The sequence below is a fragment of the Pseudomonas sp. SCT genome (assembly GCF_003864275.1).
GTDB classification, from domain to species: domain Bacteria; phylum Pseudomonadota; class Gammaproteobacteria; order Pseudomonadales; family Pseudomonadaceae; genus Stutzerimonas; species Stutzerimonas stutzeri_AE.
Window position 1 is genome coordinate 133,301 of record NZ_BDJA01000009.1, and the last position, 21,469, is coordinate 154,769.

Genomic DNA, 21,469 nt, shown 5'->3' on the forward strand with positions numbered 1-21,469 from the left:
TCGGCTGCTGATGTGGCAATATCGCGGAATAGATCATTGAGGAGCCTCCATGCCATATCTGGTGCTGGATATCGCGCTATCCGCCGAACGAATGAAAGCGGTATATCAGGGCCATGCGAATCGAGTCCTGATCCGAAGCCGCGACGGCACGCGCGTCAGCCTGCCTGCGCATCATCTGCGCCCGTTTCTGACCCACGAAGGTGTGTATGGTTCCTTTGAGCTGGAATTCGCTGACCAGGGTCATCTGCTGTGCTTGCGGCGCTTGAAGTAAAACCGCTGGCACAGCTCAAGTGCTGTTCTTTCGTAGCTGGCGCCAGCGCTGAGCGCGCCTCGGGCTGCTATACTCCGCGTCCACATTTACCGAGACTTTAGGCTGCGTATGTATAACCTGGCCCGCCAGCTGTTGTTCAAGTTATCTCCGGAAACTTCCCATGAACTTTCCCTCGAGCTGATTGGCGCCGGTGGCCGTCTCGGGCTCAATGCGATGTTGAGCAAATCTCCGGCCAGTCTGCCAGTGCGGGTAATGGGGCTGGACTTTCCAAACCCTGTAGGTTTGGCAGCCGGGCTCGACAAGAATGGCGAGGCCATTCGCGGAATGTCGCAGTTGGGCTTCGGTTTCATCGAGGTGGGAACCGTGACGCCGCGCCCGCAACCGGGCAACCCGAAACCCAGGATATTCCGCCTGCCCGAGGCCGAGGCGATCATCAATCGCATGGGTTTCAATAACCACGGTGTAGATGCGTTGCTGGCACGCGTTGAAGCCGCCAGGTTCAAGGGCGTACTCGGTATCAACATCGGCAAGAATTTCGATACCCCCGTCGAACGGGCCGACGAGGACTATCTGCTTTGTCTGGATAAGGTCTATCACCACGCCAGCTATGTCACCGTGAATGTCAGCTCGCCAAATACGCCGGGCTTGCGCAGCCTGCAGTTCGGCGATTCGCTCAAGAAGCTGCTCGACGCGCTGCGCTTGCGCCGCGAGGATCTGGAAATCATGCATGGCAAGCGTGTGCCGCTGGCCATCAAGATCGCTCCGGACATGACCGATGAGGAAACTGCATTGGTAGGCGAAGCGGTTTTTCAGGCGGGAATGGATGCGATCATCGCCACCAACACCACCCTCGGTCGTGAAGGGGTTGCCGGCCTGGCTTATGCCGATGAAGCCGGCGGCTTGTCGGGTGCACCCGTACGGGAAAAAAGCACTCACACGGTCAGGGTGCTGGCGCAGACTCTTGGTGGGCGACTGCCGATCATCGCCGTTGGCGGGATTACCGAGGGTCGCCATGCGGCGGAGAAAATCGAGGCGGGTGCCAGTCTGGTCCAGTTGTATTCGGGCTTTATCTACAAGGGACCGGCATTGATCCGCGAGGCGGTGGATGCTATCGCGGCGTTGCGCTCACAAGCGCGCTGATGATTGTCGGAAGGGGCTCCTGTTGGAGCCCCTGGGCTGCTAGCCCGCCGCCCGGATAGGGCGTGCCGTACCAAGTCGGATGGATCGGTGAATCAGCCGACCGCGTGAAGTTCGTTGAGTCTATGCAGACCGGCCGTGCCGGTCAGACCATCCCAGTTGTCGCCGCGACCCTCCCGCCAGCCGTTTATCCAGGCTTGGCGAACATTGGGATGCGAAAAAGGACAGAGGTCGCGAGATTTGCCATGTATGCCATGTTGATAACCGCGCAGAAATGCTCGTTCCATCGGATCACGCTTGAGTCTTCTCATTGGGTATTGCCCTCAGTGGTTGACTGGTGTTCCTGTGGCCTCATGGCGAGACCTGGCAGATAGACTGCCTATGAAGCGCGCTGCCGGCGTGGCGCACTTCGCCGACACCATTGCGATGCCGGCCTGAGTTGAGTTCTAACCCAATGCTGAAGGCGCTGGAATGATCGTTTTGTCATAAGTAGGTAACGAATCTATGGTTCTGCCCATAAGCCTGAATTACGCGGTAATCGGAGCGTGGAGTTGAGCTGCTTCGCGGCGCTCCTGGCATCATTTTCGTTACAGATTTTTCTTTTTTCTGCTGGGCCTGTTCCGACGAAAGGGTCGAAACGGTCTGAAGCACCTTTTGTGGAAACACCATGACCGACCGCCATGAACTGATCCTGACCTGCCCCAAAGGGCTTGAAGGTCTGCTGCTCGAGGAAGCCACCGCACTCGGACTGGAAGAAGCCCGTGAGCAGACATCTGCTATTCGTGGATTCGGTGCGCTGGAGGTCGCTTATCGGCTCTGCCTGTGGTCGCGACTGGCCAACCGCGTGTTGCTGGTGATCAGCCGTTTTCCTACGGTTGATGCCGAGACGCTCTATCAGGGTGTCCACGCCATCGATTGGGCGGAACACCTGCAGCCTGCCGGCAGCCTGGCGGTGGAGTTCAGTGGTCGCGGCTCCGGCATCGACAACACCCATTTTGGCGCGCTCAAGGTCAAGGATGCCATCGTTGATCGCCTGCGCACCGCATCGGGTGAGCGGCCTAGCATCGACAAGCTCGACCCTGACTTGCGCGTGCATCTGCGCCTCGACAAGGGGCAGGCGGTCCTTTCCCTGGACCTGTCCGGGCACAGCCTGCATCAGCGCGGCTATCGCCTGCAGCAGGGGGCCGCGCCGTTGAAGGAAAACCTTGCTGCCGCGATTCTGATCCGCGCGGGCTGGCCGCGTATCGCTGCTGCTGGCGGTGCGTTGACTGACCCCATGTGCGGCGTCGGTACCTTCCTCGTAGAAGGAGCAATGATGGCGGCGGACATCGCACCGAATCTCAAGCGCGAACGCTGGGGATTCAGCGCCTGGCTCGGTCACGTACCAGCGATCTGGACCCGCCTGCACGCTGAAGCAGTGGCGCGCGCGGAGACCGGATTGGCCAAGCCCCCGCTGTGGATCCGCGGCTATGAGGCCGACCCGCGATTGATCCAGCCAGGGCGCAACAACATCGAGCGTGCCGGTCTGGCCAGCTGGATCAAGGTTTATCAGGGCGATGTCGGCGATTTCGAACCGCGCCCGGACCAGAATCAGAAGGGCCTGGTCATTTGCAACCCACCATACGGCGAACGCCTGGGTGACGAGGCGAGCCTGCTTTATCTCTACCAGAATCTTGGCGAGCGTTTGCGCCAGGCGTGCCTTGGCTGGGAAGCTGCTGTATTCACCGCTGCGCCGGACCTCGGCAAGCGCATGGGCATTCGCAGCCACAAACAGTACGCATTCTGGAACGGCGCACTGCCGTGCAAGCTGCTGCTCATAAAGGTCGAACTGGACCAGTTCGTTACCGGTCAGCGCGGCGCCGCAAGCGAGGAAAGTACGCAGCAACAGGCACCGGTCGAGCAGGCGCGCCTCAGCGAAGGCGGGCAGATGTTTGCCAATCGGTTGCAGAAGAACCTGCGTCAGCTTGGCAAATGGGCGCGTCGGGAGGGCATCGAGTGTTATCGGCTGTATGACGCCGATATGCCGGAGTACGCGCTGGCAATCGACCTCTACCGTGACTGGGTGCATGTGCAGGAGTATGCGCCACCCCGTTCAATCGACCCGGATAAGGCCCAGGCTCGGCTACTCGATGCGTTGGCGGCCATTCCACAGGCCTTGGGGATTGCGCGGGAAAAGGTGGTGGTCAAGCGCCGGGAACGGCAGTCCGGCACGCGCCAGTACGAGCGTCAGGCCACTCAGGGCGAGTTTCTTGAGGTAGCCGAAGGCGGCGTCAAGCTACTGGTCAATCTCACCGACTATCTCGATACCGGGTTGTTTCTCGACCATCGCCCGCTGCGCCTGCGTATTCAGCGCGAGGCGGCCGGAAAACGCTTTCTCAACCTGTTCTGCTATACCGCTACCGCAACGGTGCACGCCGCGAAGGGTGGGGCGCGGAGCACCACCAGCGTCGATCTGTCGAAAACCTATCTCGACTGGGCGCGACGTAATCTTGCGTTGAATGGACTGTCGGATCGGCAGCGGCTGGAGCAGGGGGATGTGATGGCATGGCTGGAGGAGGATCGTGGCGAGTACGATCTGATCTTCATCGACCCGCCGACCTTCTCCAATTCAAAGCGGATGGAAGGGGTTTTCGACATCCAGCGCGATCATCTGGCGTTGCTCGATCTGGCCATGGCGCGGCTGGCGGCGGGCGGTACCCTGTATTTCTCCAACAACTTCCGCAAGTTCGTGCTCGACGCAGGTCTGAGTGATCGTTATGCGGTGGAGGAAATCACCGCCTCGACGCTGGATGAAGACTTCCGTCGAAATCCGCGAATTCACCGCGCCTGGAAGCTGCAGGCACGGTGATCGCGTAAAGGGCAGGCCGCTGGGCCTGCCTTACGGTGCTCAGCGTTGCGCGGTGCTTTCGCTGCGCTGGTTGTACAGGCTGACCAGCACCTGGTCGAGAATCGACGAGGCACCCCAGGGACGCGGATGGTTGAGGATGGCCACGACCGCCCAGACGTTGCCATCACCGTCGCGACTGTATCCGGCAATGGCGCGGACATTGTTCAGCGTTCCGGTCTTCACATGTGCCTTGCCTGCGACGGGCGTATTACGTAGCCGCTTGCGCATGGTGCCGTCCACGGCAGCCAGCGGCATCGACGAGATAAATTCGGCAGCGTACGGGCTGCGCCAGGCGGCCTGCAGCAGGTTGCCAAACTCCCTCGCGCTGACGCGCTCGGCGCGGGAAAGTCCTGAGCCATTCTCGATCACCAGATGCGGGGAGATCAGTCCTTTCTTGGCCAACCACTGGCGAATGACCCGCTGCGCCGCCTTAGCGTCGTCGGCGTCGGCTTCGTTGCGGAATGTCGCGCCCAGACTCAAGAACAGCTGCTTGGCCATGGTGTTGTTGCTGTACTTGTTGATGTCACGAATGATCTCAGTTAGATCGGGCGAATAGGCCCTTGCCAGCAGTCGTGCACTGCTGGGCACTTGAGCCACGCGGTCACGGCCGAGAATGCTGCCGCCGAGTTCACCCCAGATCGCGCGAACCGCACCGGCGGCATAACGCTCGTGATCCAGCAGGGAAAGGTAGGTCTGGGCGCTGCAGCCAGCGGCGAGCTTGCCGGTAACCACGACGGTCACGCCATCGCCGTCCGCCACCGGGTTGTAGAGTACCTCCGGCCAGCCTGGGCATTTGGCTGCAGGCAGCGCCTGTACGCGGTTGTCGATGCGCACGCTGGCAATGGGCGGCTCGACCGCGATGTTCACCTTGCCGCCATCGTTGCGCACGATGAAGCGCAGCGCCTTCAGATTGACCAGTAACGAATCCGGTCCGACCAGAAAGGGCTTATTCTGGTCCCCGCCGTCGTCATCGAACACCGGCAACTCGGGTTGAACGAAGTGGCTGCGATCAAGCACCAGGTCGCCGGTCACTTTGTTCACGCCGTTAGCGCGAAGATCCCGCAGCAGCAGCCAGAGCTTCTCCATGTTCAGCTTTGGATCGCCACCGCCCTTGAGGTAGAGGTTGCCGTTGAGGGTGCCGTCCACCAGAGGACCGTCTGCATAGAACTCGGTCTTCCATTGGTGGTTCGGACCTAGCAGTTCGAGCGCGGCATAGGTGGTAACCAGCTTCATGGTCGAGGCCGGATTTACCGAAACATCGGCGTTGATGAAGGTTGGCGCTGCCTTGCCGGTCAGCGGCAGCATGACTACCGATAGCGCGTCGTTGTTGATCTTGTTCGCTTTGAGCGCCTGCTCGACCCGGGTAGGGAGAGTCTGATTTACCCCTGCAGCAACGGCGGGCAAGGTCACCGGCAAGGCAAGAATGGCGAAGGTAATGCCGCGGAGGATTCGGTTCATGTACGAGCACCTCTGGGCAAACACAGGGAGCTGCTGGCAATTCGGTTTGACATGGGTTTCCCACTGCTCTTAGGGAAGAAGTGCGGCCATTATGCCCGCGCTGTAGCGGCGCAGTGCCTCTATCCGATAAGCGTAGCTGCGGTATATGGGTTACTGCAAAGAGATATACGTGGCTCGGGTCCTCTAGCGCTACGGTCCATCACCGGTCATCGCCTTGGCACAGGTTTCTGTTAGAGTGCGCGCCGTCATCAAGTAGAAAAAGGATCGCTCCAATGGCTACCAATCGTTCGCGTCGCCTGCGCAAGAAACTCTGTGTCGATGAGTTCCAGGAACTGGGCTTCGAGGTCAATCTCACCTATCGCGAAGGGATCGAAAGCAAGGCCGTGGATGACTTCCTCGAAGCGTTCATCGATGAAGCGATGGAAGCTAACGAACTCGGCTACATCGGCGGTGAAGATTACGGTTTCGTGTGCCTCGGCCGCCGCGGGTCGGTCAGCGAAGAGCAGCGGGCGACGGTGGATGCCTGGCTCAAGGGCCGCAACGAGCTGGCTGAGTACAGCGTCAGCCCACTGATGGATGTGTGGTACCCGGAAAACCCGATCAGGGCTGAGAAGTAGTCTGCTCATCTGATCGCTGTGCTGCCAGCTGGGCCTTCCTGCGTGAACGCCTGGCCAGCAGCATCTGCAGCAGATGCATCAACGTGGCGATGAGCAGCGCGACGCCTACGCCGATAGCGGCGTTTATGAGACGAATCTGCGGCAGATTCCAATCCTGAGCCAGCGTTTCTGCCAGCAGCAGGAACAGCAGGGTGGTCTGCAGTACGAACAATCCGTAGTGATTAGCCTGGAATGCCCTGCCCAGCACCACCAGCGGCAGCAGAATCATCACCATCAGCGGTGGATCGGCCAGGCCGTGACCGATGTAGATCAGAATCGCCGCTGCCGCCAAGATCCCCAGACTTGCTTGAAGCGCCCGCACCAGGCTGCGCTCCAGATCCATCTGCAGCGTGGTGAACACGGCCAGCGTCAACCAATAGCCTCTCGGCAGCGATGCCATATTGACGATCACCCCACCGATTGCGCCGGCCAGCGTGTAGGTTAGTGCATGCACTCGCCATTGCCGGATGGGCGTGCGCCGCGCATGCCGGCGTAGCACGCGCAGAATGCTCATCAATCGCGGCATGTATGGCCACATGCGCAGCCCGTGCATCCCGCGCATGCCGAATGCGAGCAAAGTGACCCAGAGGCCACCGAGAGCAAAGAGCACAGCAATCGCGTAGGGGTTATTGAACTCACCGATACCATATTGGCCCTGGCCCAGACAAAGGCAGATCGCCAAGCCGATTCCGAGCTTTCCTGCTTCGCTGCCGTAGCGCTGCAGCCAGGCCAGCAGCAAACCGTAGAAGGCGAACAATCCGAGACTGATCAATGGGTGGGTCGCGGACCAAAAACCGAGTCCGGCACTACCGGCGCCCAACGCGATGAGCAACAGCATGCGCAACATGCCGAATCGGTGAAGCGGGTTGGCTTTGGCTGCCTGAAATGCGCCCACGGTCGCCCAGAGGAAGCCTGGGTGGCCACTGAAAAGCCCGAGCAGCAAGGGCAGGGCACAACCGAAGCCGGCGACCATGGCGGCACCCCAGGCGGGACGCCCAGGATGCCAATGGATGCTTTGTCGCAACAGGCGCTTCATGATGATCAGACCGGGCTGGAGCGGCCGGTCATTTCGCCTGCCATCTCCGTAGCGTAGCTGTCGGTCATGCCTGCAATGAAGTCGATCATGCGCAGGAATGACTGATAGAGCGGCAGCTCCGGGGAGGGCGCGCTTCTGCCCAGCAGGTCAAGGATTCGCTGATTCTTGAACGAAGGGGTTCCGCCACGATGTTGTTCCAGCGCTGCTCCACAAAACGCGTTGAGCAATATTTCCAAAGTTGTGTAGGCGCCGATCTCGTGCAGGGTTTTGCGCTTGTCCTGAAAAATCTTTTGCCGGGCCATCGCCTTTGCCTGCAATACGCACTCCTTGGCCGGGCCGTGCATGTGCTCGACCAGATCGCCATGCAGTTCACCGCGGAGCAGAGCGCTTTGCTGCTCCACGAACGCACCGGCTGCTGCATTGGTCAGGTGTTCGATTGCCTTGCCACGTAGGATCGCCAACTTGCGCCTCCTGGAATCCCGAGGGCCGAGCTGGCGATAAGTCTCTGGAATGTCATCACCTACCAGTGCCAGCAGCAGTGCCTCTACCTCGGAGTATTCCAGCAACTCCATCTCCAGGCCGTCTTCGAGATCGATCAGGCCGTAGCAGATGTCATCTGCCGCTTCCATAAGATAGACGAGGGGGTGGCGCGCCCAGCGCTGTTCTGCAACTTGCGGCAGACCCAGCTTCTGTGCGATCTGTTCCAGCAATTGCCGCTCGTTCTGGTAACAGCCGAACTTGTGTTTCTTGTACCCCAGCGCCTCAGCATGGCGGGACGTCCATGGGTACTTTAAGTAGGTGCCGAGGGTGGCATAGGTCAGCCGCGTGCCTCCGTCGAACTGGTGATATTCCAGTTGTGTCAGTACGCGAAAACCTTGGGCGTTACCTTCGAAATTGAGGAAGTCAGCACGCTGCGCGTCGCTCATGTCATCAAGCCATCCACGGCCTGCGGCCTGTTGAAACCAACAGCGGATGGCGTCTTCGCCGGAATGCCCGAAGGGAGGGTTGCCAATGTCGTGGGCCAGGCAAGCCGACTGCACGATCATGCCGAGGTCCGCAGGGCTGCACCATTCAGGCAGATCGTCGCGCAGTACTTCACCGACGCGCATGCCCAGCGACCGTCCTACGCAGCTGACTTCCAGGGAGTGGGTCAGGCGAGTATGAATATGGTCGTTGCTGGAAACCGGGTGAACCTGGGTTTTGCGCCCGAGTCGGCGAAAGGCCCCGGAAAAAATGATGCGATCATGGTCCTTATGGAACGGGCTGCGGCCAAGTTCGTCACCACTATGAGCGGACTTGCCGAGTCGTTCGCGAGTAAGCAGCGTGTGCCAGTCCAAAGACCATCTCCATATTGCCATTAGCGGGCTGGTGCAAAACTACCATAACTGCTCAGCGCTGATCGGTACTAACGTATCGGCGCCAAGCGGACGACACCGCGCGTCCCGCTTCCGCCTGAGGGCGGAGAAGGAATCGCGCTGGTTTTTTGGGGGATTCAGTGTGCTAGTGCAGCTTTTCCCGTAGCTTTTGCTGGCCCTTGATCAGCGGATACAACGTTAACGCTACACGAGCCAACTTGCCTACCTTACCCATCCGGCGGCCAAACAAGGCGAGTACCACCGTGGCGGCCACCATCAATGGGCCTTTACTCGAGGACGGCTCAGAGGGTGAGCGCCGCGAAGTTACGAAGTTCTTAATCTGATGCAATGGATGAGAAAGCGGCTGCGCATGATAGAGCATCTGTTGGCGGTGCATCTCCATTCGCAGGCGCACAAGATCCTTGCGCATGCTTAGCTCATTCGCTGTGCTCAATGGACGGCTCATGGCAATAAACGCTCCCGGTTGCGCTCCAATTCTTCGAGGGTCGCCTGAAACGGTGCTGCACATTGCTTTGCAAGCGCGACGGCGCGGCTGATACAGACACCCATTACAACCGCATAGACAGCACACAGGGTCAGGACTGCCGCGATCCGGTGGGTGTCCCAAAACGCGATAACAATCGCTGCTGAAAGACCAACCAGAATCAACAGACCAAGAATGAGGCTGACGCCCGCCAGCAGAAACAGCCGGAACGTCCGCGCTTTCTCTTCCTGTACCTCGATGCCGACAAGCTCTAGGTGCCCTTGCAGCAGACCGACAAACGCGCCGCCCAGCTTCTTCAGCGATGGCTTAGGCGCCTCAGCGCCGGGCTTTGCTTCCATTGGTAGCTCTCCCATCAACGACGTGTAATCAGACCCAGCAGAAAACCAACACCGGCAGCAATGCCGATCGACTGCCACGGATGCGTATGAACATACTCTTCCGTGCACTGGATGGCGGCCTGCCCTTGATCGCGCATAGAGCCCTCACGCTCTTTGAGCATCTCCCGGGCCTTCGCGATGTTCGCGTTGATCTTGCTGCGCAGTTCTTCGGTCTGGCCGCCGGCGGTTTCCTGGGTATGCTTGAGTAGTCGCTCGGTGTCGCCGATCAGGGTATGGAACTCCTCGATCAGGGCGTTTTGCGCTGCCTGTAGATTGCGTCGGTGGGCCGATGTATCGATCAGGGGGCGGGTGCTCCCAGCAGGCCCCTCGGGGATAGGGGTGTTGTCGCTGGTGCCGAAGGTGGATTCGGTAGACATTCGCAGCTCCTTCTTGAAACTCGCAGGGACAGAAGGTCCCGTTGCCTCAAGTTTCGAGCGCGGAGTCGTTGTAAAGGTTCCCCGTTTCGTTACTCTAGCCGCAAGGGCTTCGGGCGCAGTTAGAAAACGTACTGCAGCGGATAAGCCGCTAAATTGCTGGCAAAAGAAAACCCGCCGAAGCGGGTTTTCTTATTACTGCACCATACCTACCGTCATTACATCAGCGGAATGGTGTAGCTGACGATCAGACGGTTTTCGTCGACGTCGTTGCTGGCGGCAATATTGCCCCGGGCAGTCGCGTTACGCCATTTCACGTTCAGGTTCTTCAGAGTACCTTCCTGGAAGGTGTATCCGATGTCCATGTCGCGCTCCCAGATCTTGCCTTCGGACTGACCTGCACCACGCTCCACGTTATCGCCTGTTACATAGCGGGTCATGAAAGTCAGGCCAGGAATGCCGACAGACGCGAAATTGAAGTCGTAGCGTGCTTGCCAGGATTTCATGTCCGCAATCGCGAAATCATTGATCTGGACATAGTTGACCAAGTACGGATCAGTGACTTCTCCGACATATGCGAAACCAGTATCACCACTCATCTTCTGGTAGCCGAGACCAAAGCTGTGGCCGCTAAGCGAGTAGGTGAGCATGGCACCTAATGCGCGGTTGTCGACGTTGGAAGAGCCGTCTTCAGAAGAGCGAGCGTAGCGCAGATCGGTCTTGAGGGATTGCTTGTCGCCCAGCGGCAGTATATGCACCAAGTTGGTCGAGTGCTGCTTATAGACTTCTTCCAAGTTGCTGTAGTAGTAAGACGCTGTTAGGTCATTAGTTAGCTTATAGCTGGCCCCTGCGAAGATGAAATCATCCACATCGCTAGAATCGATAGCTGTTTCGCCTACCGCTGCACCTTTGCCGCCATAAGCTAGAGCTTCGTTATTGGACGAGTTGCGATGGTTAGCGCGGTTCAGATAGCCACCATCCAGCGTCAAGCCCTGGATTTCTTTGGAGACGATCTGCGCCCCTTGAAAGGTTTGCGGCAGCAGACGAGAGTCGCTCGACGAGATTGCCATGTTCTTCAGCTGAAGCGTGCCGACTTTCAGAACGGTCTCGGACACTTTAGCTTTTGCGGCCAGGCCAAGCATGGAGTAATCGTCTGCAGATCCGTCGCCGTCGGCAGGCAGCAGCCCAGAGCCGGTGCGACCACTGCCCGAATCAAGCTTGACGCCCAGCAGGCCGAGTGCATCGACACCAAAGCCCACGGTGCCTTCGGTATAGCCCGACTCAACGCGCAGCAGGAAGCCCTGAGCCCACTCTTCAGCTTTGCTGTTCGAGGTGTTTGGGACTTCGCGGAAATCACGATTGAAATAGAAGTTACGCAGTTCCAGACCAGCCTTGGTGTCTTCGATGAAGGCGGCTTGGGCCATGGTTGGAATAGCCAGTGTTGCTCCCAGTGTGGCGAGGGCCACGCCCCGGGCGATGGGGGTCTTGAGCATTTCTTATTTCTCCTCGTTGGATGATGCTCTGAAGTCGCTCTTTACGGCGCCATGCAATAAAACATTACAGAGGTTTTTCAACCTTTAGACTTTAGTCGCCAAGCCTCCCAAGTCAACGTGCTAGACGGTCGCAGGCCAAGGTGCCCAATTCTGGCAGTCGGCTATAAATCGGGACGTCACTTGGGATTGGCGATTAAAGACTAAAGGGTGCACCGGACAATCTGTGCTGCCGCGGGTCGCAGCATCCTAGCGTTTTGCTCGGGCAGAGTCGAATCAAGCTCGAATAATTGCCTGATGACTGGGGTGGAATTCACACTTTCCAGGCGTCTCGGGGCAACGATTAGCCAGTAATGCCGGTGTTGCAATTGAGCCTTGCTAGAATCATCGAGCCGACATAGCGAGAATTTCAGATGTTGCCAGAATGCCAACTCTTCGGGACCTTGGGCTGCCATCTCTGTGAGCAGGCGGAGGAAGTGCTCATGCCTTTGGTTGAACACGGCCTCCTTGTCGAGCTAATGGATATTGCTGAGCGCCCCGAGTGGGTTGAGCATTACGGCCTGCGCATACCGGTACTCCGGCGCATCGACACTGGCGCTGAGCTGGATTGGCCATTTGAGCCAGAGCAGGTGGTGGGCTTTCTGCAGATTCCTAGCGGCTAGGCGAAAACTGCAGGCATAAAAAAACCGGCTGATTTAGCCGGTTTTTTCGTTCCACTCAAAACGAGTGGCGGGATTTGGTCGGAGCGACTGGATTCGAACCAGCGACCTTCTCGTCCCGAACGAGACGCGCTACCAAGCTGCGCTACGCTCCGAAGATGGCGCGCATTCTACAGAAAAAGTTTTGTCGCACAAGGTGTTAGGCGGGATTTTTTTGGGGCGGGGCGTTGAAGAAGAAAGGTTCAGCAGAGTGATCCGCCGCGCTGCAAAACCCATTGGTTCGGCTAAGCGCGGCGGCTCTGTGATCAGAGTTCGCGAACGGTGCGTACTTGGTCCTTGTTCACCTTGCCTGGCTTGCCATCGATCTGCTCGTACTCGTAAAAACCTGACTCATCATCATAGTCCGGGCGGTCCAGTGTCTGGATTTCACGGCCGTCGTTGAGGGTAATCACGCTCGGATTGGAGCAGCCGGCCAGGACACCGAAGCTCAGCGCGAGGACAAGAGCGGGAAGTTTGAGTGACTGCATGACGCTGTTCCTTCTGCGGTTTTCGATACTCATCCGACGAGGCGTACTAGCATGAAGTTCCCGTACTTGCTCTGGCCATCTCAAGCAGCTCCGGCGTGTTGAGATTTGCCAAGCGTGGGTCGCCTGGCTGAATTTGGAGTTCAGCTGCCCCCAGCTGAAGCAGAACGCGTTGCGGGCTGCGCTCACCGCGATGCCAGCAAGCTTCGATCTGTCCGCGCAGGCTGGTTGGGATAATGCTGAACAGTGGTTCCCGCTGGTCCCCGCTGCGGAGCATGAGAGGCCTGTCCGGTGTTTCGATTGCAGTGGAGTACAACGACTGCAGCAAAGGTCGATCAATTAGTGGCGTGTCGCAGGGGAGCAGAAGCACCCAGCGGTTGCGCGCAGCTGCAAGGCCCGCGCGGATTCCAGCGAGTGGTCCAGGGAATCCTTCAGTTTCGTCGGCGACCAAGCGGTCGGCATACATGGCGTAGCGTGACTGATTGCGGTTGCACGATATCAATAGCTCGTCGGTCAACGGCCGAACAACATCGTGCATCCATTCGATTAGCGGGCGGCCGTGCCAGTTGATCAGCCCCTTATCCTGCCCGCCCATGCGTTGTCCGCGACCGCCGGCCAGAAGCAGAATGGAGCAGGACGAAAAGGCGGGGGCAATCATTGGAGCGCTCCGAAAAAAGGTCCGTATAGCACTGCGTCCGATTGGCGGCAATCGCTGTGGTTGCCGGATTTTCAGCTGGTGCATGGGAGGTTTTGTGCCAGGCCGAGGCCGTCGGTAAACAAACCCGAAAACCTGTTGTCTATCTCCTCCATCCGCTTTTTTTCATGAGGCGGATGCCGCCTGCTTATTGGCCGACAAAGGAGAACAAGCACATGCAGGAGAGAAACGTTTGGGTTGATTATGCCAAGGCGATCGGGATTATCCTCGTTGTCTACGGGCATGTCGCACGAGGTGTCTTCAATGCGGGACTGCCAATGGATGAGGCCGAGTTCGTATTGGTAGACAGCATTATCTACAGCTTTCACATGCCGCTGTTCTTCTTCCTTTCAGGGTTGTTCTTCTTCGATTCGCTGCAGAAGCGTGGGCGCGGTGGTCTGATTGTCAACAAAGTCGACACGATCGTTTATCCATTTATTGTCTGGTCGCTACTGCAGGGGTTGTTCGAGGTCGGAATGTCCAACTATACGAATGGGCAGGTTACCCTGGTCGAGGTCTTCTCGCTGCTGTGGATGCCAAGAGCTCAGTTCTGGTTCCTTTATGCGCTATTTCTGGTTTTCGTCGTCTGTACCTTCCTTTATGCGCGTGCCGATCGTCGGTATTTTCTGCCGTTCGTAGTGCTTTTCGGTGTGCTATTCGTGTTCCAGCAGGAGCTGACGGTCAACCAGATGACCCGTTTCATTCTAGGGAACACGGTGTTCTTTGCGTTGGGGGTCTGGTTCAACGAGGTTAAAGCCTTCTTCCTGGCGCGCCACACCCAGCTGACTTTGTTTTTCGGTGTTTTGTTCGTGGTCGGGCAGTATCTATTCCACGTTACGTTTGGCATGAATTACGTCGATGGTGGCCTGCCAGTGCTGGCGCTCGCCACGGTATCCATTTTCTTCATGATTGCACTGTCGATGTGGCTTGGTCAGTTCCGTGTCGACTGGTTCCTGTTCATCGGCGCTTCATCGATGACGATTTATCTGATGCACATTCTGGCGGGCAGCGGCGTCCGCGTGATACTCAGCAAGTTCCTCGGTATCGACTCGATTGCTGCGCATCTCATAATCGGAACGTTGATAGGTATCGCCGCCCCGCTATTGGCGCAGGTCATTATCGACCGCTTCAAGCTGCATTTTCTGCTCACGCCGCCCAAGCGAATCTCCGCATCCCATCTGCGCATGCGAAGGGCGATGGCATAGCGGGGTTCTCCGGTTGCCGCTCAGCACTGGAAAGTGTGGGCGGTAACCGGGGTTGGTGTCCTGCCTGAAAGCGCTAACCGCAGCTGATTCGCTCTATTGTCATGCCTGCGTCGGTATTGATGTTCAGGCGTCTAGAGTCATATTCGAGCGTGACGATATCGTCGGGCCCGAGTATGCGCGCGGTATCCGCTCCTGACCGACTCTTGGCTTCTTCCAGTAATGCGGGCGTCGCCGTTTTGCCTATGAGATTGCGCACCGCTTCGGCGTTGCAAGCGTTCGGTGCCTCGCTAAACCCTGTTGGCGCTGAGGCCGTGGATTGGCAGCCGGCCGAAAGTACTGTCGCCGCCAGCAGCGTAGGGATGGACAGTTTGGGTAGGTGCACGTGTTCTCCTTATTCGGTCGTTTCGTTCAATCGCAACTATTATCAAAGTTGCGAGCAGGTCGATAGGGCAGGGGCTGGCCGTCGGCGTGACGGGGTGCGTTTAGAAAAAGCAGCCAGTACGTCGGGAACCGAAACGGCACGGGCTCGTCTTATTGCCTGATGGCGCTTTGCAATCCTCAGTTGACGAAAACAAGGAGTTTCCCGCTATGTTCACTTCCCCACTACTCAAGCGAGTTGCGACGGTGCTGGCTGCGCTGCATATTCTTCTGGTAGCACAGATCCCCCTTGCTCAAGCAGCGATGATCGGTACGCCGGAGGTCATCGCTGAGCATCAGCAGCAGGTGGATCGGCAACAATTGCTGACTATGCTCGACGATCAAGATGTGCAAAAGAAGCTCGTGTCCATGGGTGTTGATCGCGACCAGGTCGAGAAGCGTATCAATGGTCTGACGGCCGCCGAACTGGCCCAGTTCAATCAGCAACTCGACCAGGCGCCGGCTGGTGCCGGAGTGGTGGGCGTGATCGTATTGTTCCTGGTGATCTTCATCATCACCGACATGCTCTGCGCCACCAACATCTTCAACTTCGTCAACTGCATCAACCGTTGAGTCTGCGGCTACTCATACTGCTGCTTCTCGGTCTGCTCGGCGGCTGCGCTCGGACGACGGTTACTCTAGTCGACGATGCGCAGCTTCCGGCCAGAGCAGAGCTGACGGAAGTACCGTTCTACCCCCAGGATGATTACCAATGCGGGCCTGCAGCCTTGGCAGCAATGCTTTCGCAGCGGGGTATCGCTACGACGCCGGATGCGCTGGTGGATCAGGTTTACATTCCCCAACGCAAAGGCAGCCTGCAGGTAGAAATGGTCGCCGCGGCTCGTTCGAGCGGTCTCCTTGTGTACCCGTTGCAACCTCGTCTAGAGGATCTGCTTGCCGAAGTGGCGGCGGGTAATCCGGTGCTGGTACTGCAAAACCTGGCCTTTGACCGCTGGCCGCAATGGCACTTCGCTGTGGTTGTGGGGTATGACCTTTCCACGCAGCAAGTTGTGTTGCGCTCCGGCACTACGAAGCGCTGGGTCGGTAGCTTCCGGGAATTCGAGCGTTCCTGGGTCAAGGCCGATCGTTGGGCCGTGGTTACGCTGAGCGCCGATCAGATGCCGCATACGGCCCAGGAGACGGTCTGGCTGCGCAGTGCGAGCGATCTGGAAGAGGTGGGGCAGGTCCGTGCTGCTCGCGCCGCGTACGAGGCGGCCGTAACGCGCTGGGATTCAGCTCTTTCAAGGTTCGCGCTAGCAAATAGTCAGTACACGATGGGTGAGAAATCAGCGGCCGAAGGGTCGTTGCGCGCCAGCGTTCGGCTGGATCCCGGCTTTGCCATCGGTTGGTTCAACCTTTCACAGCTGCTAGCTGAGCAGGGTTGCGGCTCCAGTGCTCAAGAAGCGCGAAATTGCGCGATACGACTTGCTCCAAATGACAAACGCTTCAGGGTCGCGCTGCCAGCGCAAGAAGAAAGGCGGGCGGCTCAATGTGTGCCGAGCCCGCCTTGTTCTGCGCCTTGACTGTCAGAAGCCGAGCCTGTCGCGCAGGTTGTAGTACATCGCGCCGAGTGCGCTGAGTGGAACTTGAAGGCGCTGCCCGCCAGGGAACGGATAATGGGGCAGGCTCGCGAAGGCGTCGAATCTCTCTGCCTGGCCGCTGAGGGCTTCGGCAATCACTTTCCCTGCGACGTGCGTATAGGTCACGCCATGACCGCTACAGCCCTGGGAGTAATAGATATTGCTGCCCAGTCGTCCGACCTGGGGCAGGCGCGAGAGCGTCAGCAGGAAATTGCCTGTCCAGGCATAGTCGATCTTCACCTTTTCCAATTGTGGGAAGGTCTTCAGCATTTTGGGTCGGATGATCGATTCGATATCGGCAGGGTCCCGTGCGCCATAGACGACGCCACCGCCATAGATCAGGCGCTTATCGGCGGCGAGTCGATAGTAGTCAAGCAGGTAATTGCAATCCTCAACGCAGTAGTCCTGCGGCAGAAGGCTGTGCGCAAGTTCTTCGCTCAGCGGTTCGGTTGCTATCACTTGCGTGCCGCAGGGCATTGACTTGGCTGCGAGCTCGGGAACCAGATTGCCTAGATAGGCGTTACCTGCAACCACTACGAATTTCGCGCGAACGGTTCCCTTGGGTGTATGCACCAGCGGTGTTTCGCCTCGTTCGATACGAATGACGGGGGAATGCTCGTGGATGGTTCCGCCTAGCGACTCGACGGCCGCGGCTTCGCCGAGCGCAAGATTGAGCGGGTGGATGTGGCCGCCATGCTTGTCGAGCATGCCTCCGATGTATCGGTCGCATGCGACCACCTGCCGTATGCCTCTATCATCCAGTAGCTCCAGATGTTGGTAGCCGTATCGTTCCCAGAGGGCTTTCTGTGTTTCGAGGTGGAGCATCTGCTTCTGATTGAAAGCAGCGAATACGCCCCCGTCTTTCAGATCACATTGAATATCGTAGCGTGCGACTCGTTCGCGGATAATGCGGCTGCCTTCGAACGCCATCTCGCCGATCAGTTTCGCCGCTGCAGCGCTAGCGGTGCGCTCGATGCTATCCAGGTCGCGGCTATAACTATTGACGATCTGGCCGCCGTTTCGTCCGGATGCGCCGAAGCCGACTTTCGCAGCTTCCAGTACGGCCACGCTGTAACCCTTTTCGAGCAGGAACAGAGCGGTGGACAAGCCGGTATAGCCTGCGCCGATCACGCACACGTCCACCTGCTTGTTGTCCTGAAGTTCGGATCGAGCAGTCGCTGAATTAGCCGTGGCCGCATAGTAGGAAGCTGGATATCCCTTGTTCGGCATACTGGATACTCCGTTCTGAATATTTTACGCATGCTAGCGTTTAACGTTGCGGGTCGCCAGGCTGCCAACCTGAGGCGTATGTATTTTCAAATTTTCCAGATATCAGTGAGTTAGAAGAAAAAAGCGCTTGACTCTTTTTTTTGTCGCTTTAGAATGCGCCCCCATCGAAGGCACATAGCTCAGTTGGTTAGAGCACCACCTTGACATGGTGGGGGTCGTTGGTTCGAATCCAATTGTGCCTACCAATTCGATTAAAGGGTCGCGCAAGCGACCCTTTTTTTTGGCTTGCTTGTCAGTGCTTCGGCTTTCTGAAAGCATCGCCAGTCTTTGTTTTCTCCAGTGACTTCGGTTCGGTCGAGAATGAGCTCAACAGGCGCCTGCCATTGTGCGGCAGGCTGGCTCGCCGAATCGCTTTACTGGCTCATCCCAACCCATGTGGCCTTTGGTACGGGTCACCACTAGGAGAGGAGGCGCCATGCCCACCATTACTCTTCCCGATGGCAGTCAGCGTTCGTTTGATCATCCCGTTACCGTTGCCGAAGTGGCTCAGTCCATTGGCGCCGGTCTTGCCAAGGCGACCGTGGCAGGCAAGGTCGATGGCAGGTTGGTCGATGCCTGTGACCTGATCGATAGCGATGTTGCGTTGCAGATCATCACCCCGAAGGATGAGGAAGGGCTGGAGATCATTCGTCACTCCTGTGCGCATCTGATTGGGCACGCCGTGAAGCAGCTTTATCCAACGGCGCGAATGGTTATTGGGCCGGTGATTGATGAGGGCTTCTATTACGATATCGCCTACGAGCGACCCTTCACTCCTGATGATGTGGCTGCAATCGAGCAGCGTATGCGGGAGCTGATCGATCGCGATTACGATGTCATCAAAAAGATGACGCCGCGTGCTGAAGTTATCGAAGTGTTCAAGTCTCGTGGTGAGGACTACAAGCTGCGTCTGGTAGACGACATGCCCGACGAACAGGCGATGGGTTTGTACTACCACGAAGAGTACGTCGACATGTGCCGTGGCCCGCATGTGCCCAATACGCGCTTCCTGAAGTCGTTCAAGCTAACCAAGCTGTCCGGTGCATATTGGCGCGGCGACGCAAAAAACGAGCAGCTGCAGCGCATATACGGCACTGCATGGGCGGACAAGAAGCAGCTGGTAGCCTACATCCAGCGCATTGAGGAGGCTGAAAAGCGCGACCATCGCAAGATCGGCAAGCGGCTGGATCTGTTCCATACGCAGGAAGAGGCGCCGGGCATGGTGTTCTGGCACCCGAATGGCTGGACTGTTTATCAAGTACTCGAGCAGTACATGCGTCAGGTCCAGCGTGAAAACGGCTACCTGGAGATCAGAACTCCGCAGGTTGTCGATCGCGTGCTCTGGGAGAAGTCCGGGCACTGGGCGAACTATGCCGAGAACATGTTCACCACTGAGTCGGAAAGTCGTGATTACGCTATCAAGCCTATGAACTGCCCGTGCCACGTGCAGGTTTACAACCAGGGCTTGAAGAGCTATCGCGAGCTGCCACTTCGACTGGCCGAGTTCGGCGCTTGCCACCGTAACGAGCCATCTGGTGCGCTGCACGGCATCATGAGGGTGCGCGGCTTTACCCAGGACGATGCGCACATCTTCTGTACCGAAGAGCAGATGCAGGCCGAGTCCGCAGCGTTCATCAAGCTGACGCAGGCGGTATATGCTGATTTCGGCTTCTCAGATATCGAGCTGAAATTGTCGACTCGTCCCGAGAAGCGTGTTGGTTCCGATGATCTTTGGGATCGTGCTGAGGCAGCTCTGGCGTCGGCTCTGGAAAGTGCCGGCTTGCCTTACGATCTGCAGCCAGGCGAGGGCGCGTTCTATGGTCCCAAGATCGAGTTTTCTTTGCGTGATTGTCTCGGGCGGGTGTGGCAGTGCGGCACACTACAGCTGGACTTCAATCTGCCGGTGCGCTTGGGTGCTGAGTACGTCAGCGAGAATAATGACCGGCAGCATCCAGTCATGCTGCACCGGGCGATACTGGGCTCCTTCGAGCGTTTCATCGGTATTTTGATCGAGCACTACGAAGGGGCTTTCCCAGCATGGCTTGCGCCGACGCAGGCAGTGATCATGAATATCACTGACAAGCAGGCCGCTTTTGCCGCTGAAGTTGAAAAAACGCTCACCCAAAGCGGGTTTCGTGCCAAGTGTGACTTGAGAAACGAAAAGATCGGCTTTAAAATCCGCGAGCATACTTTGCTCAAGACTCCTTATCTCTTGGTTATCGGGGATCGGGAGGTTGAGACACGATCCGTTGCTGTGCGCACCCGTGAAGGCGTCGATCTGGGCTCCATGCCCCTCGAGCAGTTCGCGCAAATGTTGGCACAGGCGGTTTCCCGGCGTGGTCGCCAAGAATTGGAGTAATGACTATTAAGCGTGAAATGAGACAGGATAAACGAGCTGCACCCAAGGCCCCGATCAACGAGAATATCTCGGCTCGTGAGGTCCGTTTGATTGGTGCTGACGGCGAGCAGATTGGCATCGTCTCGATTGATGAAGCGCTGCAAGTAGCAGAAGAAGCCAAGCTGGATCTGGTTGAGATTTCTGCCGATGCGATTCCGCCGGTATGCCGGATCATGGATTACGGCAAGCACCTGTTCGAAAAGAAGAAGCAGGTTGCTGCGGCGAAGAAGAATCAGAAACAGATTCAGGTCAAAGAAGTAAAGTTTCGTCCAGGGACGGAAGAAGGGGACTACCAGGTCAAGCTACGCAATCTGGTGCGTTTCCTGAGTGACGGGGACAGGGCCAAGGTGTCGTTGCGATTCCGCGGTCGTGAGATGGCCCATCAGGAGCTGGGGATGGAGTTGTTGAAGCGGGTCGAAACCGATCTCGCTGAATATGGCTCGGTCGAACAGCATCCTAAGATGGAAGGACGCCAGCTGATCATGGTCATCGCTCCCAAGAAGAAAAAGTAACCTCCAGGGCACTGGCAGGCCTTGCGGTTATTTGTAATCACCCACAATGTGGAGTACCGAACATGCCAAAGATGAAGACTAAAAGTGGTGCTGCGAAGCGCTTCAAGAAGACTGCTAACGGCTTCAAGCACAAGCACGCTTTCAAGAGCCACATCCTGACCAAGATGACCACCAAGCGTAAGCGTCAGCTGCGCGGTTGCTCGCAAGTGCATCCGTCCGACGTTGCAAAGGTGGAGCGCATGCTGCGCGTTCGTTGATCCGGTCAAGACTCAGAGGAATAACTCATGGCTCGTGTTAAGCGTGGCGTCGTTGCCCGTCGCCGTCACAAGAAAATTCTGAAACTCGCCAAAGGCTACTACGGAGCGCGTTCGCGCGTATTCCGCGTTGCCAAGCAGGCGGTAATCAAGGCTGGCCAGTATGCCTACCGTGACCGCCGTCAGCGCAAGCGTCAGTTCCGCGCTCTGTGGATCGCCCGTATCAATGCTGGTGCTCGTGTCAACGGTCTGTCCTACAGCCGTCTGATCGCCGGTCTGAAGAAGGCGGCCATCGAGATCGACCGTAAGGTTCTGGCCGATCTGGCAGTGAACGAAAAAGCGGCGTTCGCTGCGATTGTCGAGAAAGCCAAAGCTTCTCTGGCTTAAGCCCCGGCAATCACGAATCTTCGG

The 21,469-nt window shown here is 57.8% G+C and carries 24 protein-coding genes and 2 tRNA genes; 13 read left to right on the top strand and 13 right to left on the bottom strand.

Annotated elements, in window-relative coordinates:
* Window positions 1-49 precede the first annotated feature (49 nt).
* Both BHD08_RS19910 and BHD08_RS19915 read left to right on the top strand, forming a co-directional pair.
* Window positions 50-271: a DUF2835 domain-containing protein gene (locus tag BHD08_RS19910; protein WP_125024547.1), complete on the top strand. Its 222-nt coding sequence runs from the start codon at window positions 50-52 to the stop codon at window positions 269-271.
* A gap of 108 nt (window positions 272-379) precedes the next feature.
* Window positions 380-1,411: a quinone-dependent dihydroorotate dehydrogenase gene (locus tag BHD08_RS19915; protein WP_015276786.1), complete on the top strand. Its 1,032-nt coding sequence runs from the start codon at window positions 380-382 to the stop codon at window positions 1,409-1,411.
* A 92-nt stretch (window positions 1,412-1,503) separates the two neighbouring features.
* On the opposite strand, the gene rmf is transcribed toward BHD08_RS19915, so the two are convergent.
* Window positions 1,504-1,719 (bottom strand): ribosome modulation factor, encoded by a 216-nt coding sequence (gene rmf, locus BHD08_RS19920; protein ID WP_003280740.1) that lies wholly within the window; start codon window positions 1,717-1,719, stop codon window positions 1,504-1,506.
* A gap of 356 nt (window positions 1,720-2,075) precedes the next feature.
* On the opposite strand from rmf, the gene rlmKL reads away from it, so the two are divergent.
* Entirely contained in the window at window positions 2,076-4,256 is a 2,181-nt protein-coding gene (gene rlmKL / locus BHD08_RS19925) for a bifunctional 23S rRNA (guanine(2069)-N(7))-methyltransferase RlmK/23S rRNA (guanine(2445)-N(2))-methyltransferase RlmL (protein WP_125024549.1), read from the top strand.
* A 39-nt stretch (window positions 4,257-4,295) separates the two neighbouring features.
* On the opposite strand, the gene dacB is transcribed toward rlmKL, so the two are convergent.
* Window positions 4,296-5,753: a D-alanyl-D-alanine carboxypeptidase/D-alanyl-D-alanine-endopeptidase gene (dacB, locus tag BHD08_RS19930; RefSeq protein WP_125024551.1), complete on the bottom strand. Its 1,458-nt coding sequence runs from the start codon at window positions 5,751-5,753 to the stop codon at window positions 4,296-4,298.
* Window positions 5,754-6,025: 272 nt separating this feature from the next.
* Between dacB and BHD08_RS19935 the strand changes: the two genes are divergently transcribed.
* Window positions 6,026-6,370: a YggL family protein gene (locus BHD08_RS19935; RefSeq protein ID WP_015276789.1), complete on the top strand. Its 345-nt coding sequence runs from the start codon at window positions 6,026-6,028 to the stop codon at window positions 6,368-6,370.
* Here the strand turns inward: BHD08_RS19935 and BHD08_RS19940 are convergent.
* The 6 genes from BHD08_RS19940 to BHD08_RS19965 form a co-directional block, all read right to left on the bottom strand.
* Window positions 6,354-7,445: an FUSC family protein gene (locus BHD08_RS19940; protein WP_015276790.1), complete on the bottom strand. Its 1,092-nt coding sequence runs from the start codon at window positions 7,443-7,445 to the stop codon at window positions 6,354-6,356. The two genes, BHD08_RS19935 and BHD08_RS19940, sit on opposite strands and share 17 nt — an antisense overlap.
* Window positions 7,446-7,450: 5 nt before the next feature.
* Window positions 7,451-8,782, bottom strand: coding sequence for a deoxyguanosinetriphosphate triphosphohydrolase (locus BHD08_RS19945; protein WP_125024553.1), 1,332 nt, complete (start codon window positions 8,780-8,782; stop codon window positions 7,451-7,453).
* 163 nt (window positions 8,783-8,945) lie between these two features.
* Complete coding sequence (locus BHD08_RS19950) at window positions 8,946-9,266, bottom strand: hypothetical protein (RefSeq protein WP_015276792.1); 321 nt, start codon at window positions 9,264-9,266, stop codon at window positions 8,946-8,948.
* Window positions 9,263-9,643 (bottom strand): phage holin family protein, encoded by a 381-nt coding sequence (locus BHD08_RS19955; protein WP_125024555.1) that lies wholly within the window; start codon window positions 9,641-9,643, stop codon window positions 9,263-9,265. The genes BHD08_RS19950 and BHD08_RS19955 overlap by 4 nt, the downstream gene beginning before the upstream one ends.
* Before the next feature lie 14 nt (window positions 9,644-9,657).
* A complete protein-coding gene (locus tag BHD08_RS19960; protein WP_015276794.1) occupies window positions 9,658-10,059 on the bottom strand; it encodes a YqjD family protein in 402 nt (133 codons plus the stop codon).
* 215 nt (window positions 10,060-10,274) lie between these two features.
* The gene (locus BHD08_RS19965) at window positions 10,275-11,549 is read right to left on the bottom strand and encodes an OprD family porin (protein ID WP_125024557.1); all 1,275 of its coding nucleotides are present in this window, start codon (window positions 11,547-11,549) and stop codon (window positions 10,275-10,277) included.
* A gap of 410 nt (window positions 11,550-11,959) precedes the next feature.
* Here BHD08_RS19965 and BHD08_RS19970 point away from each other — a divergent pair, with 410 nt between their 5' ends.
* Window positions 11,960-12,208: a glutaredoxin family protein gene (locus BHD08_RS19970; RefSeq protein WP_015276796.1), complete on the top strand. Its 249-nt coding sequence runs from the start codon at window positions 11,960-11,962 to the stop codon at window positions 12,206-12,208.
* Window positions 12,209-12,283: 75 nt separating this feature from the next.
* Here BHD08_RS19970 and BHD08_RS19975 read toward each other — a convergent pair.
* The 3 genes from BHD08_RS19975 to mobA all read right to left on the bottom strand — a co-directional run bounded on the left by BHD08_RS19975 (window position 12,284) and on the right by mobA (window position 13,387).
* A tRNA-Pro gene (locus BHD08_RS19975) sits at window positions 12,284-12,360 on the bottom strand.
* A gap of 150 nt (window positions 12,361-12,510) precedes the next feature.
* Complete coding sequence (locus tag BHD08_RS19980) at window positions 12,511-12,732, bottom strand: YgdI/YgdR family lipoprotein (RefSeq protein ID WP_015276797.1); 222 nt, start codon at window positions 12,730-12,732, stop codon at window positions 12,511-12,513.
* 46 nt (window positions 12,733-12,778) lie between these two features.
* A complete protein-coding gene (gene mobA, locus BHD08_RS19985; protein ID WP_125024559.1) occupies window positions 12,779-13,387 on the bottom strand; it encodes a molybdenum cofactor guanylyltransferase MobA in 609 nt (202 codons plus the stop codon).
* A gap of 212 nt (window positions 13,388-13,599) precedes the next feature.
* On the opposite strand from mobA, the gene BHD08_RS19990 reads away from it, so the two are divergent.
* Window positions 13,600-14,628, top strand: coding sequence for an acyltransferase family protein (locus BHD08_RS19990; RefSeq protein ID WP_015276799.1), 1,029 nt, complete (start codon window positions 13,600-13,602; stop codon window positions 14,626-14,628).
* 73 nt (window positions 14,629-14,701) lie between these two features.
* Here the strand turns inward: BHD08_RS19990 and BHD08_RS19995 are convergent, their stop codons facing one another.
* Window positions 14,702-15,010 (bottom strand): I78 family peptidase inhibitor, encoded by a 309-nt coding sequence (locus tag BHD08_RS19995; RefSeq protein ID WP_125024561.1) that lies wholly within the window; start codon window positions 15,008-15,010, stop codon window positions 14,702-14,704.
* Window positions 15,011-15,216: 206 nt separating this feature from the next.
* Between BHD08_RS19995 and BHD08_RS20000 the strand changes: the two genes are divergently transcribed.
* Window positions 15,217-15,618, top strand: a complete 402-nt coding sequence (locus BHD08_RS20000) for a PA2779 family protein (protein ID WP_125024563.1) — start codon at window positions 15,217-15,219, stop codon at window positions 15,616-15,618.
* Window positions 15,615-16,568 (top strand): PA2778 family cysteine peptidase, encoded by a 954-nt coding sequence (locus BHD08_RS20005; protein WP_125024565.1) that lies wholly within the window; start codon window positions 15,615-15,617, stop codon window positions 16,566-16,568. The genes BHD08_RS20000 and BHD08_RS20005 overlap by 4 nt, the downstream gene beginning before the upstream one ends.
* 3 nt (window positions 16,569-16,571) lie before the next feature.
* Here the strand turns inward: BHD08_RS20005 and BHD08_RS20010 are convergent, their stop codons facing one another.
* Window positions 16,572-17,855 (bottom strand): FAD-binding oxidoreductase, encoded by a 1,284-nt coding sequence (locus BHD08_RS20010; RefSeq protein ID WP_125024567.1) that lies wholly within the window; start codon window positions 17,853-17,855, stop codon window positions 16,572-16,574.
* Between the two features lie 168 nt (window positions 17,856-18,023).
* Between BHD08_RS20010 and BHD08_RS20015 the strand changes: the two genes are divergently transcribed.
* The 5 genes from BHD08_RS20015 to rplT all read left to right on the top strand — a co-directional run bounded on the left by BHD08_RS20015 (window position 18,024) and on the right by rplT (window position 21,445).
* Window positions 18,024-18,100, top strand: a tRNA-Val gene (locus BHD08_RS20015).
* A 230-nt stretch (window positions 18,101-18,330) separates the two neighbouring features.
* Entirely contained in the window at window positions 18,331-20,253 is a 1,923-nt protein-coding gene (thrS, locus tag BHD08_RS20020) for a threonine--tRNA ligase (RefSeq protein WP_125024569.1), read from the top strand.
* Window positions 20,253-20,804 (top strand): translation initiation factor IF-3, encoded by a 552-nt coding sequence (infC, locus tag BHD08_RS20025; protein WP_015276805.1) that lies wholly within the window; start codon window positions 20,253-20,255, stop codon window positions 20,802-20,804. Before thrS ends, infC begins: the two co-directional genes overlap by 1 nt.
* Before the next feature lie 62 nt (window positions 20,805-20,866).
* A complete protein-coding gene (gene rpmI / locus BHD08_RS20030; protein ID WP_003298367.1) occupies window positions 20,867-21,061 on the top strand; it encodes a 50S ribosomal protein L35 in 195 nt (64 codons plus the stop codon).
* Between the two features lie 27 nt (window positions 21,062-21,088).
* Entirely contained in the window at window positions 21,089-21,445 is a 357-nt protein-coding gene (rplT, locus tag BHD08_RS20035; RefSeq protein WP_003282569.1) for a 50S ribosomal protein L20, read from the top strand.
* The last annotated feature ends 24 nt before the right edge of the window (window positions 21,446-21,469 follow it).